We start from the raw sequence: 15,514 nt of genomic DNA on the forward strand, positions 1-15,514 counted from the left end.
GGTATTAGCCACCGTTTCCAGTGGTTGTCCCCAACCTGAAGGTAGATTCTTACGCGTTACTCACCCGTCCGCCACTATCTCCGAAAAGACCGTTCGACTTGCATGTGTTAAGCATACCGCCAGCGTTCATCCTGAGCCAGGATCAAACTCTCCATTTTGTGTTTTCGAGTTTGTTGGCTCCGAAATTAGTTAAAATCTCGAATCCTCTTTCAATTATGTTTACGACGAGGATTGGTTTAATCTATTCTTTCAAAGTATTATTTTTTCTCGGTTCAGTTGTCCGGGAGTCGTTTCTTTCTCTCGGCACTTATCTAACATAGCAATCCTTCCTTTTTCTGTCAAGGGGTTTGAGAAATATTTTTTTAGGGGTGGGTAAAATCAGAGGCTATTTCCGGTCAAGGGCTTTATATAGCAAGGTTTTTCGGCGTTCTTCCTTATAATTTTAAATATCTACTGGGTGTTGACCATAATAAGGTAGGGCTTCTGACCAATGGGGATTTTTTCCTTGCTGCCAATCTAAATAGGCTAATTCTAAAATGCTGTTGACGGTGGCGGCTAAGTGAGATGTGGCTAATATTAACTGATTGTTATGCCAATTAGTTAGGGTTTTTTGCCATGCGGCTGGGGTGAACACTGCATCTGGTAATAGAGCAGTAATGCCAGAATTATCAGGGTTGGGTTGATAAATAGCACCAAAAACTTGTCCCCTCTGAGCTGGCATTTCTACGGCAATTATTGGATGTTGGTAATTTCTTTGTAATTTATATTCTTGCCAAGCTACTGCGGCTAGGGTGGAAACTGTAAATGCGGGAATTTTTAGCTGTTGTGCTAGTGTCCGAGCGGTGACAACACCAATACGAGTTCCTGTAAAACCACCAGGACCTTTGGCAACGGCGATAAATTCTAGGTCTGCCCAGGTTCGTGGTTTAATCACTTCAATTAAGTATTGATGAATATGACTGGATACGTCACGCCCTAAGTTCCAAACTTGAGATTGGGGATAGTCTGCAAAGTTGCTAATTGCTAAACCGAGTTCTGGTGTGGTTGTGTGTAATGCTAAAGCGTATTTATCCGATGAGAGATGTTTAATTATGGTTGTCAAGGTAAATGCAAATATATTTTTATGATAAACATTACAGCATAATTCAGAAGTTAGAGGTGAAATAAGTAGGTTGGCGTTGAAAATTGTCGTTATGGCAAGGCAAGAGGCAATAGGCAATAGTAAAAAAGTTTTCAGCGATGTTACGTTTCTTTACACAGGTTGGTTTTATTGTGTTCACCTACTTAACCTTGATTTTGGGCTTTTGCTCTTTTTCTGCTAGAAAATACTAAATGTGAATAAAATACCACTGCGGTTAAAACCGCTCGTGTCGCTTATATCTCAGGTCTAAAGACGCTGAGTTTTACGCTTACCGGATGTCTCTATAATTGGAAGTTAATGGAGTTTGTGAGAATTGGTGTTGCTGATTTTGGCTGTGAATACTCAGCAACATCCCAAAATCTAGCCTAAATTAGGTGGGGACTAATTCACCTGGACGCAATTTAGACCATTTACCTGTTTCTTGTTTGAAGCTGAGACAACCAACAACGTCCCATTCCATTTCAATTATTTCGCCTTGTGTGCGAATATTGACGTTGATGGAGGGTTCGTTGGGGTCAAAATCTGGTGTTTCTGTCAGGTGTGGCTGTTGGTGCTGGGTTTCTACGGCGTTGTAGGTGACGCAGCGGTCTACATAGTGGCAATTCACGCAAATACACATAATAGAACCAACTCTCAGAAGCTTTATAGTTAATGTAGCGTGAACTACTCCGCCGTAAAACGGACGGAGCTTCCCAATTCATCGGGAATAGCCTCAAGGACTTCGTAGTTCTATTGGTCTGACATTCCCTCCAAGGGCAGGAGTCCTGGTTCCCAAGACCCAAATTTTTTCCTTGGGACACTTACCTATCAGCTTGGTTTTCGCTTACGGCATTGGTGGTCAAGATTATGAATATCTTACCAGAAAACCTGGGGACTGGGGATTCATCATCCCCACCTTATGAGTACATTGAAGATGGGGACTTCCGCAAATCGTTAAGCAAAAATAATCAGCATTAGTTACTAGGTTGATTTTTATTAAAATGGATGAATTATCTGAATTAGTTGTTTCTCGTCTAGCTGCCAAAAGTTGGCCTTTTAGTCTGGACTATTTGCCGCAACCTGTTTATATGGTGGGTGGTGCGGTGCGTGATGCGATTTTGGGTAGGGTTCGGGAATATGTGGATTTAGATTTTATTATTCCAGGGGATGCGGTGAAGGTGGCGAGGAAGATTGCTCAACGTTATCAAGCTGGTTTTGTGTTACTTGATGCTGAAAGAAGAATTGCCCGTGTGGTGTTTCCTCATGCTACGGCTGATTTTGCTCAACAGGAGGGGGAAAGTTTAATTACGGATTTGCATAGAAGGGATTTTACTATTAATGCGATCGCCTATAATCCCCATACTCAAGAAATTATTGATCCTTTGCAAGGCTGTAAGGATATAGAATCTGGACTGTTACGGATGATATCACCTATAAATCTACAAAATGATCCTTTGCGGTTAATGCGGGCTTATCGTCAAGCCGCCCAACTTGGGTTTACTATTGAACCAGGTACTCAAGAGACAATTCGCAGTTTAGTGACCAGTATTATCCAGGTAGCAGCGGAACGGATACGGGTAGAGATTAGTTATTTATTAGCAAGTTCTCAAGGAACATTTTGGCTAAATACTGCTTGGAAAGATGGTGTTTTGACTAGTTTGTTTAAAAACGCAACCGATAAAAGTTTTATTAAGTTAGCTGCTGTTGATCAAGCTTATGCTCTAATTAGCAACAATTGGCAACAATTAGGAGAAGAATTAGGAAATTATGTGCGAGAAACTGTGAAAACTTCTTGGTTAGCTACTGCTAAACTAGCTTGTCTTGTGGACTTAAACCCGGAAATTGCCGAAGTCGAATTACAGGAACTTACCTATAGTCGGGCAGAAATTCGGGCTGTGACAACGGGATTAAGACTGTTTTCGGAAATAAAAGCGATACATAAGCCTTTGCGAAAACAGTATTTTCTGTTTCGGGAAATGGGAATTTTATTTCCGGCTGTGTTGGTATTAGCTTTAGCAAATGATATTGTGGCGAAGGGGATGTTTGAAAAAAGTATGTTAGTTAGTTATGAACCCTTAATTAAGCGTTATCTTGACAAAAACGATGTGGTTGCACACCCTATTCCTTTACTCAATGGTAAGGACATGATGAGGGCGTTAAACATTCCTGCTTCACCACTGATAGGTGAATTATTAATGGAAGTTGGTGTTGCTCAAGCTGAGGGAAAAATTTCTACAGTAGAAGCAGCGATAGAATTTGCCAAAAATTTAGTCAAAAACTAAATTTGTTATATTCACTTTTGAGTTGTTTAATTTTTATGGAGTAGGGAATGAGTCTGATTTGGCAGGCTGATTTTTATCGTAGTCCGCTACAAAATGTTGAAGGGCAAGTGCTATGGGAGTTATTAGTTTGTGATGAAACTCGCAGTTTTGAGTTTACAGCAAGTTGTCTCCAATCCCAGGCTAATTCTACTTGGCTTGTCCAACAATTACAATTAGCGGGTAAGGACAAGTTACCAGATTTAATTCAAGTATTTCGTCCTCAGTCTTTAAGTTTAATGACAATTGCGGCCAATAATTTAGGGATTCGGGTTGAAGCTACTCGGAGAACTTTGGCTTTAAAACAGTGGTTAGCAGCAAAGCAATATTCTCTAACTATGGATAAACTACCTCCATTACCATTACCGGAAAATCTATGGGGGGAAGAATGGCGGTTTGCGACGATTCCATCGGGTGATATTGTGGATGAGTTTGCAGAACGGCTAATTCCTTTTTTGCAAATACCAGAATTTCTCAAACCGATTAATCTGGGTTTGGCTTCAACAGTACCTATACCTGGTGTGGTGATTTACGGTGGGAGGAAATCTATGCGGTTGGCGCAGTGGTTAAAGGAAAGTCAGCCCGTTTCATTAAACTACATCGCTGGTGCGCCTGATGGGTTAGTATTAGAAGCTGGTTTAGTAGATAAGTGGGTGTTGGTGACTTTTACTGATGAGGAGGTTACTGTTGCGGGTAAATTGTACCAAGAGAGAAAACAACTAAGTCGGGGACTGCATTTTTTGTTGGTGCAACCAGATGATTCGGGAATGACTTATAGTGGTTTATGGTTATTGCAAGATGAAGATTAAAAACTAATGCTTGTTATATTTTGCTACCGAGGACAAGCCTACTTAAACATGAAAATTCATGTATAATAGGAGTCTTGGGTATTAGTAATTATTCATATGGGAACTTGGCAAGTTAACCAAATGTCTACATAATGATTAAAGAAATCATAACTTAGTCAAGATTTCTTGACCTTTTAAACGAAAATTAGACCAATCAAAGTTTAATCGAGATATTCAGCTAATTCATGTAAGCTAGAAGCAAATGAGCGAAATTAGTCAACGCAGGGTTGTTATTGGTGATGTGCATGGACACTATGAATGTTTGATGTTGCTGTTGGAGAAAATAGCCCCCACATCAGAGGATCAAGTATATTTTTTGGGAGACTTAATTGATCGTGGTCCAAAAAGTGCCGATGTTGTTGAGTTTGTTAAAGAAAATGATTACCATTGTTTGCTAGGTAATCATGAGCAGATGTTATTAAATATCATGACTGGTAATAATGCTGCGTCCACAAATATGCAAACGTGGTTATATAGTGGAGGACAGGCTACCATTGCTAGTTACCAATCTGCAACAATTCCTAAACAACATCTAGATTGGTTTGAGAGTTTGCCCACATATTTAGATTTGGGAGATTTTTGGTTAACTCATGCAGGTGTTGATCCAAAAAAGAGTGTGCAAGAACAGACGGCGGAAGAACTATGCTGGATTAGGGATGAGTTCCATCGGATAGAGCAACCATATTTTGCAGATAAGTTGATTATAGTTGGTCATACTATAACTTTTACTTTACCTGGTGTGGCTCCTGGTAATTTGGCGCGGGGGCAGGGATGGTTAGATATTGATACTGGTGCTTATCATCCCCGTAGTGGTTGGTTGACGGGGCTAGATATTACGAATAAATTGGTTTATCAGGCTAATGTGTTCAGTAGGTCTGTGCGGACTGTGGCTTGGGAAGAGGTGATGACAATTGTTCAGCCACAAGAGTTCGCAGGTAGCCGCCGTCATAGAAAACGAGAATAATTATGGCAAAAATGCTCTCATTTTGCTTTGATACACGGGATTATCTAAACCATAATTTTGACGACTTGGTTGATTTTTAATCTGATTTTGCAGGGAGATGACGCGATCGCTGGCTCCTGGATGTGTACTTAAAAATGCAGGTACGGAACTACTTCCTTGTAGCTTTTTCATGAAAGAAACCATTGCTGACTGAGCATAACCAGTGCGGGTTATGTTTGCTAATCCTCTTTTATCAGCATCAAATTCGTCTTGGCGACTGCGGGGAAGATTAAGGGCGAGTTGCACACCAATTCCTACAGCTTTACTTTTATCTAAACCGGATACGGTAGCTACACCACTGGTTATAGCTTGTTGTCGCATTTGTTTAATTAAATGTTTGCCTTCGATATGTCCCATTTCATGAGCTAATACACTGGCAACTTCGGCTTCATTATCTGCTGTTTTTAACAAACCTGTATTCACATAAATAAAACCACCAGCGGTTGCAAAGGCATTAACAGCAGGATCTTCGACTACTTGAAAAGTATAAGCAATATTTGGGCGAGTGCTATTAGCTGCTAAACGTCTACCTATTTGTTCAACATAGTTGTTTAGTTGTGAGTTAGGAGAAATTCTGACTTCTTGCTGTATTTCTTGATTCATTTGCTGCCCAAGATCAACTTCCTGGCGATCGGATATATTAGATAGGTTAAATATTTGGGTTACTTGTGGGAGTATACGGATCAGATCGCTAAAACCTATAGCTTTACTTGATAATGGTGTACTCAGGCACACAGTCAAAGCCACGCTTACAGAAATGAACGGATACAAACAGCGACGCTGCCACAAACGATAATTTGTCCAAATTCCTTGAGAGTTAATCATAATCCGGTTATATGAGATTGGTGTAAGAACTTAAAATCAGAGGACGAATTTTCAGGTTACTAAGTTGCATTTTCAACTCCAGATAGTGCAAATAGTCAATTCAAATAACTTACTGCTACTATGATAAACTGTCGCATAACCATAAAGTCTAGTTTCTGTCAATTCTGATTCAGTGATCAAGATTGTGGATCACTTTAAAGAAACTGTCGGTACAATCAATTACTTAGCTGAAAACTTAACTGCAACTTATCCAAACCTGATTATGGCTATTTTAGATTCTAAAGGTCGCTTATTCGGTAAAATTAACCTATTAGATTTAGGGGCTGCATTAGTAATTTTGCTAGTGATAGTGGGTATCTTTATTTTCCCTGGTACTTCTGGTTCTGTGGCTCAAGTGGGTGCGAAAACAGTACCCATTGAGGTAGATTTACTGGTACGTGGACTCAATGTTCGTAATCCTCAACAGTTAATTAAAGAAGGATTTACAAAAGGTGGTAAAACTAATGTAATTATCCGTAATCAACCTTATGGTCAGATTGGGATTAAATCTGTTGAGCAGTTAGAGAGAACACTGACAATTGGTCAACCAGATGGTTCTGTGAAAGAATTACCAGATCCTAGAAAAATTAACTTTAGTACAGATTTTCTCTTGACTTTAGAAGGACAAGCTACAGTGACTAAGGATGGGCCTGTTCTTGGTAATAGCAAGGTGAAAATTGGAATGCCTTTTGAATTAGAAGGTTTTAACTATAACTTTAATGCGTCTGTAGTTGATATTCGATTACAGGATAAATAGCATTTTATTTAAGGATGAAATTCTCCTGGTTTCATCCTTAAAGTTAGTAAAAACCATCTATTTATAATTTTGTAATCAAGTAGGTAAATACTGTGGCACAGGCTTCGTCTTCTTGGCGACAATTGATGAATCAAGTTTCAGAAATTCAGATCAAGATTCCCAAACATTTTTCTGAACCTGGTATTTTGCTGGGATTACTGACAATTATTGTAGCTATGCTGCTTTGGAGTTGGCAATTGCTGTTAGCTCTGGTGGTGGGTATTGGGATGATGGTATTTACTTACTCAGTGCAAAAATGGAATTGGCAATTGCGCTGGTTAGAAATACGTAAGTTGATGAGTAGCACTAATAGTAAGTTAGCTTATGCGATCGCCAGTGGTGGTATTGCGACTGTGATAACTTACATGGCTTCGGCAATTTGGGTTGATGCTCCTAGTCATTGGTTGGCTGCTGGTGCGATTGTGCAAGGCATGGGAACGCTATTAACTTTAATTTTGCTGGTGTGGCAAATATTCAGTTTTCAAGGAAATCGAGAAGAAGATTATATTGATCAATTGTTAAACAATTTAACGGAAAAGGATTCTTTAAAACGTTTACTTTGCATACGTCAACTCAATAAACTGATTACCCGTCAGCGAGTTGATACAGTAATACAACAAGATATCGGGGAATGTTTACAACTATTACTGAGTCAGGAACAAGAAGTCATGATTCGGGAAGCCGCTTTGGATTGTTTGCAAAATTTAACTGGGTTGCAAGTGCTAAAGCCTATTCAGACAAAGGTATTTATTTCCGCAGGGATACGGCACACTACCTGAACGCTATCAGAGGGTAGGGGCGCGGGGCCTGCGCCCATTCGGGAGTATGGCTAACGCCACGCTACCCTATCAGCAAGCCCTACTTAAGTAGGTGAACACAATAAAACCAAACTGTGTAAAGAAACGTAAAATCGCCCAAACCCTTTTCACTCTTGCCTCTTGCCTTGCCATAACGACAATTTTCAACACCCACCTACTTAGTTGGGGTATTTTGTTTTAATTCTTCTCTGAGGATTTGCTGGTAAATCTTGGGTAAGGAACTACTAACAGAATTATTTTCTATCCCGTATCCTAAACTTGTCCATGTGGGGGAGAGTTTTCGGAGAACGTCATTTAATTTTTGTTGCTGCAATAGTTTAGGGATATCTACACCCCAAACTTTTGAATCATTTAACCAACGGTAAACTACTACATCTTGATACTCTGCTTCAAAGCTATAATTAGTCCAAAGCATGATTTTGGTGGGTTTTGGATGATAACGAGGGGCAACTTGATCCCACGTAGTATTAATAATTTGATATCTACCTGCGGCTGTAGAACAATTACCTGTATTCGGTCCGGTAATGATGGTGACACATTTTTGAGGATGATGACTGAGATCATGAACTTGTTCACCACCATACAAGAGAGAGTAGGGACGATCACCACTGGCTTCGCTGGCGGATATAGTTCTCATTAATGCCCGAATATAAGGATCTCCACCTTTCATGACTAGAGGGGGCTGTTTTCTGGTAAATATAGGTTCGGGGGATAATTGTATATCCCCAAAAATATACCACTGAAACAGGTAAACAAAGCCCAAGAGTGAGGCAATGGGAGCGATGAGTTTTTCTACACCTTTGAGTTCAAAGTTTTTCAGAATTTAACTCCTTTTAGTTATTTCTTTGGACTAATAAGCAAAAATTAACTTTTTTTTATTTCCGAAGATTACTCGGCTCGGTAATATTGCTATGATGATTGCATTTTGGTATTTAGCTACAATATCAATTATTGAATAAAAAAATATTCAAGGCGGTTAAAACCGTCGTCAGTGAGCTTGTCGAACTGCTCGTTGGTGGGCTGCGTCGAACCATCCCTCTCAGGGTTAAAGCCGCTGAGTTTCCCACTTACTGGGCATTCTTATGACTGTGAATTGCTTACACCTAAATTTACCATTTTTCTCGTTGTTGACTGACTCTACATAATTAGTTCATGCCGTTTGTGTAAAGTTCATGACAATTTTTTGAAATTTTCGTGAAAATTGGATTTTGAAGCGAAAAAACTTCCCTGAAGTGGGAATGATGAATATAGACAACTTTCCAGATATAGAAAAAACAAATTTATGGTTACAAACAATAGTAAATATCAATCATGGGAAGTAGCAGATGAGACTGTATTACAGGAGGCTCATCTAAGCGCAACTAAATTTTATGGTAATTATCAAGATGGGATGGAAATGTATGCTCCTGTGGAGCAGGTAGAGAAGTATTTTAATACTCACTCTTCCTGGTTTGGTCGTTGTGCAGAACCGATGAAGGTAAGCCGGATAGGTGAAAATAGTTATGCTTTGGCGGTAGGTAAATTTGGTGCTTTTGGTTACGATGTAGAACCGAAGATTGGCTTGGAGTTGTTAAAACCTGAAGATAATGAATTCCAAATCCGAACTATTCCTGTACCTGATTATCAGTCACCTGGTTATGAGGTAGATTATAAATCATCAACACGATTGATAGGTGATTTAGATGGGGTTACGCGGGTGGAATGGGAGTTGGACTTGGTTGTTGAGTTGCAGTTTCCTAGATTTATTCAGCGATTACCCTATTCGTTAATTCAGTCTACTGGCGATCGCATTCTTAATCAAATCGTCCGTCAAGTTTCCCATCGTCTCACACACAAGGTACAAAAAGATTTTCATCAATCTCTGAATATACCTTTTCCGCAAAAGAAACACAGGTAATAACAGTCTAAGATATTGTTATCAGTGGGTTAATTTCCAAAAAAGATTTAGCTTAAACAGTAGAAGCCTCTCACCTACCCGATAGGGAGGTGATGAGATGAATCGCCAAGATTGGTATTGGTCCTGGGGAGTAGATATGTGTGTTTACTATGAACCAAACACAGAAGAACCAGCAAAATCTAAATCAATTGTTCCCGATGGATTTTTAGCTTTAGGAGTGGAGAGACTCAAAAATGAAGGGGGTAGATTAAGTTATTTATTATGGGAAGAAAAAGTATTACCAATTGTGGTATTGGAAGGGTAACCCAGTGATTAGTATGGACAGTAAAAAAAAGAGTTAATTGCCAATTTATATAGAGAAGGAAGTATTTATACTGATGCTCCAATCAAGGTATTAGACCACGACTTTCCATCTTTGGCAATAAGGTATTCAAAAATCCGAAATTACCGATTGTGACACCAGGGGGTGCGGAAGGTGGGTTAATATCACCGTCCGTTCGACAGTTCAAATTTTTTCTCCGGTGTAAAAATTTTCTTTTAAAAAACCATGATTAACAACATTCCCAACACCCTCGTTTTTCTAGACTCCAACGTTGCTGACTATCAAAGCCTGATCCAGCAAGCTAAACCTGGTACTGAAGTGATCATTATTGATGCCCAAAAAGACGGCATTGAGCAAATCACCCAGGCTTTAGCACAACGAGAAGGGATTACTAGCGTCCAAATTATCTCTCATGGGGGTGAGGGAGAAATTCAATTAGGGACAACTTTGCTCAACAGCGCCACTTTACAGAAGTATAGTCAGCAATTGCAGGAATGGCGCAAGGCTTTAACGGCAGAAGCTGATATTTTGCTGTTGGGTTGTAATGTGGCCGCGGGCGAAATAGGAAAGGATTTTATAGCGAAATTAAGTGAAATTACGGGGGCTGATGTTGCGGCTTCTGACGATGTTACGGGAAACGCCAAATTAGGAGGAAACTGGGATTTAGAAATTCAGACGGGGACTATTGAATCGAGTTTAGCAATTTCTGATGCAACTTTAGATGCCTATGATCATGTTTTGGCAATCAAAGACTGGTATCAGGGGAATATTGGGGAAGGGTTATTAGGTGCTTATTTTGATAATAATTCGTTGGATAAGTCGAAAGTAGCAAAAGTAAATAGGATTGATCCTACTATAAATTATGATTGGCAGAGAGAAAAAGCTGATTCTCAACTTACTCAAACTGATTTCAGTGTTGAGTGGACTGGGAAAATTATTTCTTCTTATACGCCAGGCTTGTACGAATTTTATATAACCTCTGATGATGGTGCTAGATTATATATCCAAAAAAATGGGGTGTGGGAACTAGTTATTGATCAGTGGGGACAAATTAACCGTGATGTAGTTGGAAGTATTTTTCTAGAAGCAGAGACAACTTATTCTCTTAAACTTCAACTGAGGGATACTGGTGGAAATGCAACAATGCAATTATCTTGGAAAAAACCTGATAGTGGTACATTGAAAGAAATTATTCCTTCACGAAACTTTATCCCTGATACAGATACAACTGATAATATCTCTGTAAGAGTTCCTACGGTTAGCATTGTTGGTACACCTGCATCTGAGAATTCAAAAGAAGCTAAATTCACGATTAAAACTGATACACTTACAGAGTATACAGATGGGAGAAAAGGTGTAACTGTCTATTACCAGATAGATGGAGGACAGGAACAAAAGATTCTAGTTGACTCCTATTCTAAAGATTTATCTATCAACATTGATGACACTTCATATAATCCGGGCAGAACCATAACTGTCCATATTACTCGTGGTTCTTATTTAAGAGGGACATCTTCAGCAATTATTGATGTCACAGATAATGAACCAAATTTTACGATAACAAGAATTGCCGATGCCACTGAGGGAGGAGCCAATCCGCAATTTCAACTTGTTAATAACAATAATGTTCGCACCAATAGAGATATTACTTTTTATTATCAAATAGACTTAAATACTGCCTCTAATCCTAAAGCAATTTTGCAGGATTTTACAACTATATACTTATCCAGAAGTGTTGTTTTTCCTAGTGGTGCATCCTCGCAGATATTTACGCTGCCAATTATCAATGATGATAAGCTTTATGAAGGGCAAATAGAACGTTTTCGGATTATCCCAATTTCTAGCTCTGAATATACAGCAACTAATGATAATCAGGACTATTCATTATCTGATAATGAACCACTGATTAGTTTACAATCCTATTCTTCAGTTCCCCAAGAAGGCGCAGCATTTAACGGCTCTCAAGATGGATTATTTCTGGTTGATTTTAGCGTTGCTACTCCTCAACAGTTTTTTCTGGAATTAGGGCTAGAAACCTCAAGCAAATCAGCAACTCCAGGTGCTTTTGTCGCCACAACCAAAGGGGCGGATTACAAAATATATTATTACTTTCAGAATCAGGGTTATCAAGACAGAAAGTATCTAATTCAAGATTCTAATTCTTCTCTTGCAAATCTCAAAATTGATGTTCCTGTTCCTAATGGTAATAAAAGCGGAATTATCATTGGAGTAGAACCCATTGATGATGATATCTTTGATCCTGATGAAACTGTGACGCTCTTTCTGAAGGATCACGCAATGGGTCAAAATCAATATTATGGTATTGCTCCTAATGCAAATAAACAGACAATAACTATCAGGGACAATGAACCAATTGTTTCTTTAGGTAATGTTGTTAATCCTCAAGAGGGATTTGGTTATGGTAGTACAATTATTGGGCTAGAACAAGCTTTAGAATTAAATGGCACAAATTGGGTTAATGTTGCCAGTAAACCCAGTTTAGACCTCAGCAAAACCGGACAATTTACTCAAGAGGCTTGGATTTTTACTAACTTTACTGACAATAACCGCCATAGAATTTTAGGCACTAGCACCACGGCTAATAGTTATGCGGGCATTGGTGTAATCAATCAAACTGGAATTGAAGTCGGTTTTGGTGATGGCACAAAATGGAATTCTTTTAAGGTTGATAACATCCTCACCAAAAATAATTGGAATCATGTTGCCACTACCTTTGATGGCACTGAATACACTCTTTATGTGAATGGTTTAAAGGCTTATGCAACTACTGAATTTCAAGGGAAAATTCCCACCAATACTTCTAGTTTTGATATTGGCAAAGGCTCAACTACCTTCTTTCCTGGGGCAATTGATGAAGTTCGTCTCTGGAATGTTGCCCGTACTGCTGCTCAAATTAATCAAAACTTGATTACTGATTTGCAAGGTAATGAAGAGGGATTAATTGGTTATTGGCAGTTTAATAATAATACTCAAGATAAAACTGCTAACCAAAATAATGGCACTGCCAATGGCACAGTTAACTACATCAAAAATCCTGCCACTCAGATTGGTTATGTAGATGTAACTTTGGATAAAGATGTTACGACTCCTCAAGGTTTGTGGATTCAATATACTTTAGGTGGAACGGCCACTCAGTTCACTCAGGCGCAAGATTATTGGAGTTCTCAAATTCGCAAAGTATCCACTAATCCTAATAGCCAATTTAATGGTATTGTCATTCCTCAAGGTGAAAGAACTGGTAGAATTTACTTCACGGCTATACCTGATGGTATCGCTGAATCTAATGAAACTATTCAAGTCAACCTAATTGGTTATGATTTCGACCGCGAAACCAGAACTTATAATCAAAATGCTTCTAACTATGGAATTGATCCTAATAATAGTTCCCGAACTTTAACCATTCAAGATAACCAAGCATTCCAACCTGGTATTATTGTCCTCAATGAATTTAATGAGGTTGTTAATGCCAATAATCCTCTTTCTGTGAAGAATGGTAGCACTAGCTTTAAGGTTAAGCTGGCAAGTCAACCTGATCCCTACTCTCCACAAATTTTGATCAAGAAAGTTGATCCTAATTCAGGAGTAGATTATGATGCTGATGTACGATTCAATTCTCAAAATTGGAATATTCCAAAAACTGTAACTTTACAAAATATTACCACTGCCCAAGCAGAACTTCGTTTCACAGCCCAGAACTATCAAAATGTAGCTCCCCTAACTATCCCCCTAACTACCAACCCTTCAGACAAAGTTCGGGTAACAGAAGGCAGTTTAACTGATGCTGTAGCGATTAAACCCGAAGTTAGTATTGTTAGTGGTGGTGATGCTAATGAAACTGATGCTGAAGGTGGACAATTTACAATTCGCCTCAAAAATCCCGCACCAGCAACAGGGTTAACTGTAAATTATCAAATTTCAGGAACTGCGATTCTCAATACTGACTATGCGATAGCTGGAGCTAATATTAATGCTCAAGGGATTGGTTCAATTACCATTGCCGCAGGAGAAACAGAAGCTACCATTGCGATCGCTCCAATTATTGATTCCCAAGTTGAAGGCAATGAAACTGTTAGTATTAACCTGCAAAGTAACGCAGCTTACAACATAAAAACTGGCGTTGGTAATGCCACATTGACTTTAGTTGATAGTGATATAGCTGGGCTGCAACTGTCCAATGTTCAAGTTGTCACTAATAGCACCACCCAATCTCAAGATACAACTTTTGCGGGAACTTTTAGCCCCTTAATTACTGAAGAAAATCGGCTGGGAATCCCCACTGAATCAGCTTTTGGGTTGCGTTTATCTAGTAAGCCATCGGCTAACGTTACGGTTACTTTTTCTGGAATTGACACTACTGAAGGGACATTATCTAAATCCTCTCTTATCTTCACTGCTGACAATTGGAATCAGTATCAAAGTGTCACGATAAAAGGCGTAGATGATCTAGAAACAGATGGCGATATTACTTATTCTGTAATGGGGACGACTAGCAGCAGTGATCCACAATATCAAAACAAAAGAATTCCCATTCAAATTACCAATCTTGATAATGAAAAACAAATTCTCAAAACTGCTCAAGAAATTAACACCGCATTAGGTGGAGATCCTGCTCAAGTTAATACAAATCTCCCCTTAGCTACGATTAAAGTTCTCAATGCCACCGCGATTGAAGTAGATAAGTTAATAGGTAACACAATTGCGCCACAAATTGAAATTAACCTCGATAAACCCGCCGGAACTAACGGGGCTTTAGTCAGCTTTGATTTAGCTGGAGGCACTGCAATTTATGGTCAGGATGTTAACACCTTACAAAATATTTTCTTTGAGAAAACGGGAGCTAATAATCCCTTTAATGGTATTAATGTCGGCAATAATAGCCGCCCTACTTTTGCAGACATTGATAAAGATGGAGATTTAGATTTATTCGTTGGTACTGGCAATGGGCTGATCAAATTCTACAAAAATCAAGGAAGTACAAGTAGTCCCCTCTACGTCAAACAAACGGGAGTTAATAATCCCTTAAATAGTGTTAATACTGTTACTAATGCTGCGCCAGCCTTTGTGGATATTGATGGTGATGGCAACTTAGACGTTTTTGTGGGTACAGGTGATGGTAAACTCCTCTACTACAAAAACTTCGGCACAGCCACCATTCCCCTGTTTCAACAGCAAACAGGTGTCAATAATCCGCTTGATAAATTTAGTAAATACAATTATTACTCCGTTTATCCCACTTTTGGGGATCTGGATGGCAATGGAACTCAAGATGCAATTTTTGGAACTACCTATAATTTTGGCTCACAAGCCGCCCAAAATTGGACTGAAGTATTCACCAATAACGGTTCAAAAACCTTTCCTAATTTTACTTTCAATAGTTTTTCTTACCAGTTGCCGACGAGGGGAATGACAACGCTTTCTGATCTTGACTTTGATGGGGACCTCGATTTGATTTCTGGATCAAGACTGGTATCAATTCACTCTTCCCGATACAGGAACTGCTTCTGATT

12 protein-coding genes and 1 rRNA gene are annotated in these 15,514 nt (G+C 39.1%); 8 read left to right on the top strand and 5 right to left on the bottom strand.

Annotated elements, in window-relative coordinates:
* The 3 genes from IQ228_RS02355 to IQ228_RS02365 all read right to left on the bottom strand — a co-directional run.
* Positions 1–158, bottom strand: a 16S ribosomal RNA gene (locus IQ228_RS02355); the annotation flags it as partial.
* Positions 159–442: 284 nt separating this feature from the next.
* Entirely contained in the window at positions 443–1,102 is a 660-nt protein-coding gene (gene tsaB / locus IQ228_RS02360; RefSeq protein ID WP_027403579.1) for a tRNA (adenosine(37)-N6)-threonylcarbamoyltransferase complex dimerization subunit type 1 TsaB, read from the bottom strand.
* A gap of 409 nt (positions 1,103–1,511) precedes the next feature.
* Positions 1,512–1,760, bottom strand: coding sequence for a Ycf34 family protein (locus IQ228_RS02365; RefSeq protein WP_027403580.1), 249 nt, complete (start codon positions 1,758–1,760; stop codon positions 1,512–1,514).
* A gap of 361 nt (positions 1,761–2,121) precedes the next feature.
* Here IQ228_RS02365 and IQ228_RS02370 point away from each other — a divergent pair, with 361 nt between their 5' ends.
* The 3 genes from IQ228_RS02370 to IQ228_RS02380 all read left to right on the top strand — a co-directional run bounded on the left by IQ228_RS02370 (position 2,122) and on the right by IQ228_RS02380 (position 5,250).
* A complete protein-coding gene (locus tag IQ228_RS02370) occupies positions 2,122–3,402 on the top strand; it encodes a CCA tRNA nucleotidyltransferase (RefSeq protein WP_027403581.1) in 1,281 nt (426 codons plus the stop codon).
* Between the two features lie 47 nt (positions 3,403–3,449).
* Positions 3,450–4,247: a Tab2/Atab2 family RNA-binding protein gene (locus IQ228_RS02375; RefSeq protein WP_193962079.1), complete on the top strand. Its 798-nt coding sequence runs from the start codon at positions 3,450–3,452 to the stop codon at positions 4,245–4,247.
* A 241-nt stretch (positions 4,248–4,488) separates the two neighbouring features.
* Positions 4,489–5,250 (top strand): metallophosphoesterase family protein, encoded by a 762-nt coding sequence (locus IQ228_RS02380; RefSeq protein ID WP_027403583.1) that lies wholly within the window; start codon positions 4,489–4,491, stop codon positions 5,248–5,250.
* Here the strand turns inward: IQ228_RS02380 and IQ228_RS02385 are convergent, their stop codons facing one another.
* Positions 5,251–6,114, bottom strand: a complete 864-nt coding sequence (locus IQ228_RS02385) for a M48 family metallopeptidase (RefSeq protein WP_027403584.1) — start codon at positions 6,112–6,114, stop codon at positions 5,251–5,253.
* A gap of 262 nt (positions 6,115–6,376) precedes the next feature.
* Between IQ228_RS02385 and IQ228_RS02390 the strand changes: the two genes are divergently transcribed.
* Together IQ228_RS02390 and IQ228_RS02395 are read left to right on the top strand one after the other, a co-directional pair.
* Complete coding sequence (locus tag IQ228_RS02390) at positions 6,377–6,910, top strand: DUF4330 domain-containing protein (RefSeq protein ID WP_027403585.1); 534 nt, start codon at positions 6,377–6,379, stop codon at positions 6,908–6,910.
* 92 nt (positions 6,911–7,002) lie between these two features.
* On the top strand, positions 7,003–7,728 hold the full coding sequence (locus IQ228_RS02395) for a hypothetical protein (RefSeq protein WP_027403586.1): 726 nt from the start codon (positions 7,003–7,005) through the stop codon (positions 7,726–7,728).
* Positions 7,729–7,921: 193 nt separating this feature from the next.
* On the opposite strand, the gene IQ228_RS02400 is transcribed toward IQ228_RS02395, so the two are convergent.
* Positions 7,922–8,590 (bottom strand): glycoside hydrolase family protein, encoded by a 669-nt coding sequence (locus tag IQ228_RS02400; RefSeq protein WP_071992822.1) that lies wholly within the window; start codon positions 8,588–8,590, stop codon positions 7,922–7,924.
* A 459-nt stretch (positions 8,591–9,049) separates the two neighbouring features.
* On the opposite strand from IQ228_RS02400, the gene IQ228_RS02405 reads away from it, so the two are divergent.
* The 3 genes from IQ228_RS02405 to IQ228_RS02415 all read left to right on the top strand — a co-directional run bounded on the left by IQ228_RS02405 (position 9,050) and on the right by IQ228_RS02415 (position 15,512).
* A complete protein-coding gene (locus tag IQ228_RS02405) occupies positions 9,050–9,664 on the top strand; it encodes a DUF1997 domain-containing protein (RefSeq protein ID WP_027403588.1) in 615 nt (204 codons plus the stop codon).
* A gap of 97 nt (positions 9,665–9,761) precedes the next feature.
* Positions 9,762–9,968: a hypothetical protein gene (locus IQ228_RS02410; protein WP_027403589.1), complete on the top strand. Its 207-nt coding sequence runs from the start codon at positions 9,762–9,764 to the stop codon at positions 9,966–9,968.
* A 243-nt stretch (positions 9,969–10,211) separates the two neighbouring features.
* A complete protein-coding gene (locus IQ228_RS02415; RefSeq protein WP_193962080.1) occupies positions 10,212–15,512 on the top strand; it encodes a DUF4347 domain-containing protein in 5,301 nt (1,766 codons plus the stop codon).
* Positions 15,513–15,514: the final 2 nt, after the last annotated feature.

The organism is Dolichospermum sp. LEGE 00246, from assembly GCF_015207865.1.
GTDB lineage: Bacteria > Cyanobacteriota > Cyanobacteriia > Cyanobacteriales > Nostocaceae > Dolichospermum > Dolichospermum heterosporum.

What these genes read in the sequence shown, in the direction of transcription:
- IQ228_RS02375 (WP_193962079.1), top strand. Translation starts at nt 3,450, where the DNA reads ATGAGTCTGATTTGGCAGGCTGATTTTTATCGTAGTCCGCTACAAAAT.
- IQ228_RS02405 (WP_027403588.1), top strand. Translation starts at nt 9,050, where the DNA reads ATGGTTACAAACAATAGTAAATATCAATCATGGGAAGTAGCAGATGAG.
- IQ228_RS02370 (WP_027403581.1), top strand. Translation starts at nt 2,122, where the DNA reads ATGGATGAATTATCTGAATTAGTTGTTTCTCGTCTAGCTGCCAAAAGT.
- IQ228_RS02415 (WP_193962080.1), top strand. Translation starts at nt 10,212, where the DNA reads ATGATTAACAACATTCCCAACACCCTCGTTTTTCTAGACTCCAACGTT.
- IQ228_RS02390 (WP_027403585.1), top strand. Translation starts at nt 6,377, where the DNA reads ATGGCTATTTTAGATTCTAAAGGTCGCTTATTCGGTAAAATTAACCTA.
- IQ228_RS02385 (WP_027403584.1), bottom strand. Translation starts at nt 6,114, where the DNA reads ATGATTAACTCTCAAGGAATTTGGACAAATTATCGTTTGTGGCAGCGT.
- IQ228_RS02410 (WP_027403589.1), top strand. Translation starts at nt 9,762, where the DNA reads ATGAATCGCCAAGATTGGTATTGGTCCTGGGGAGTAGATATGTGTGTT.
- IQ228_RS02380 (WP_027403583.1), top strand. Translation starts at nt 4,489, where the DNA reads ATGAGCGAAATTAGTCAACGCAGGGTTGTTATTGGTGATGTGCATGGA.
- IQ228_RS02365 (WP_027403580.1), bottom strand. Translation starts at nt 1,760, where the DNA reads ATGTGTATTTGCGTGAATTGCCACTATGTAGACCGCTGCGTCACCTAC.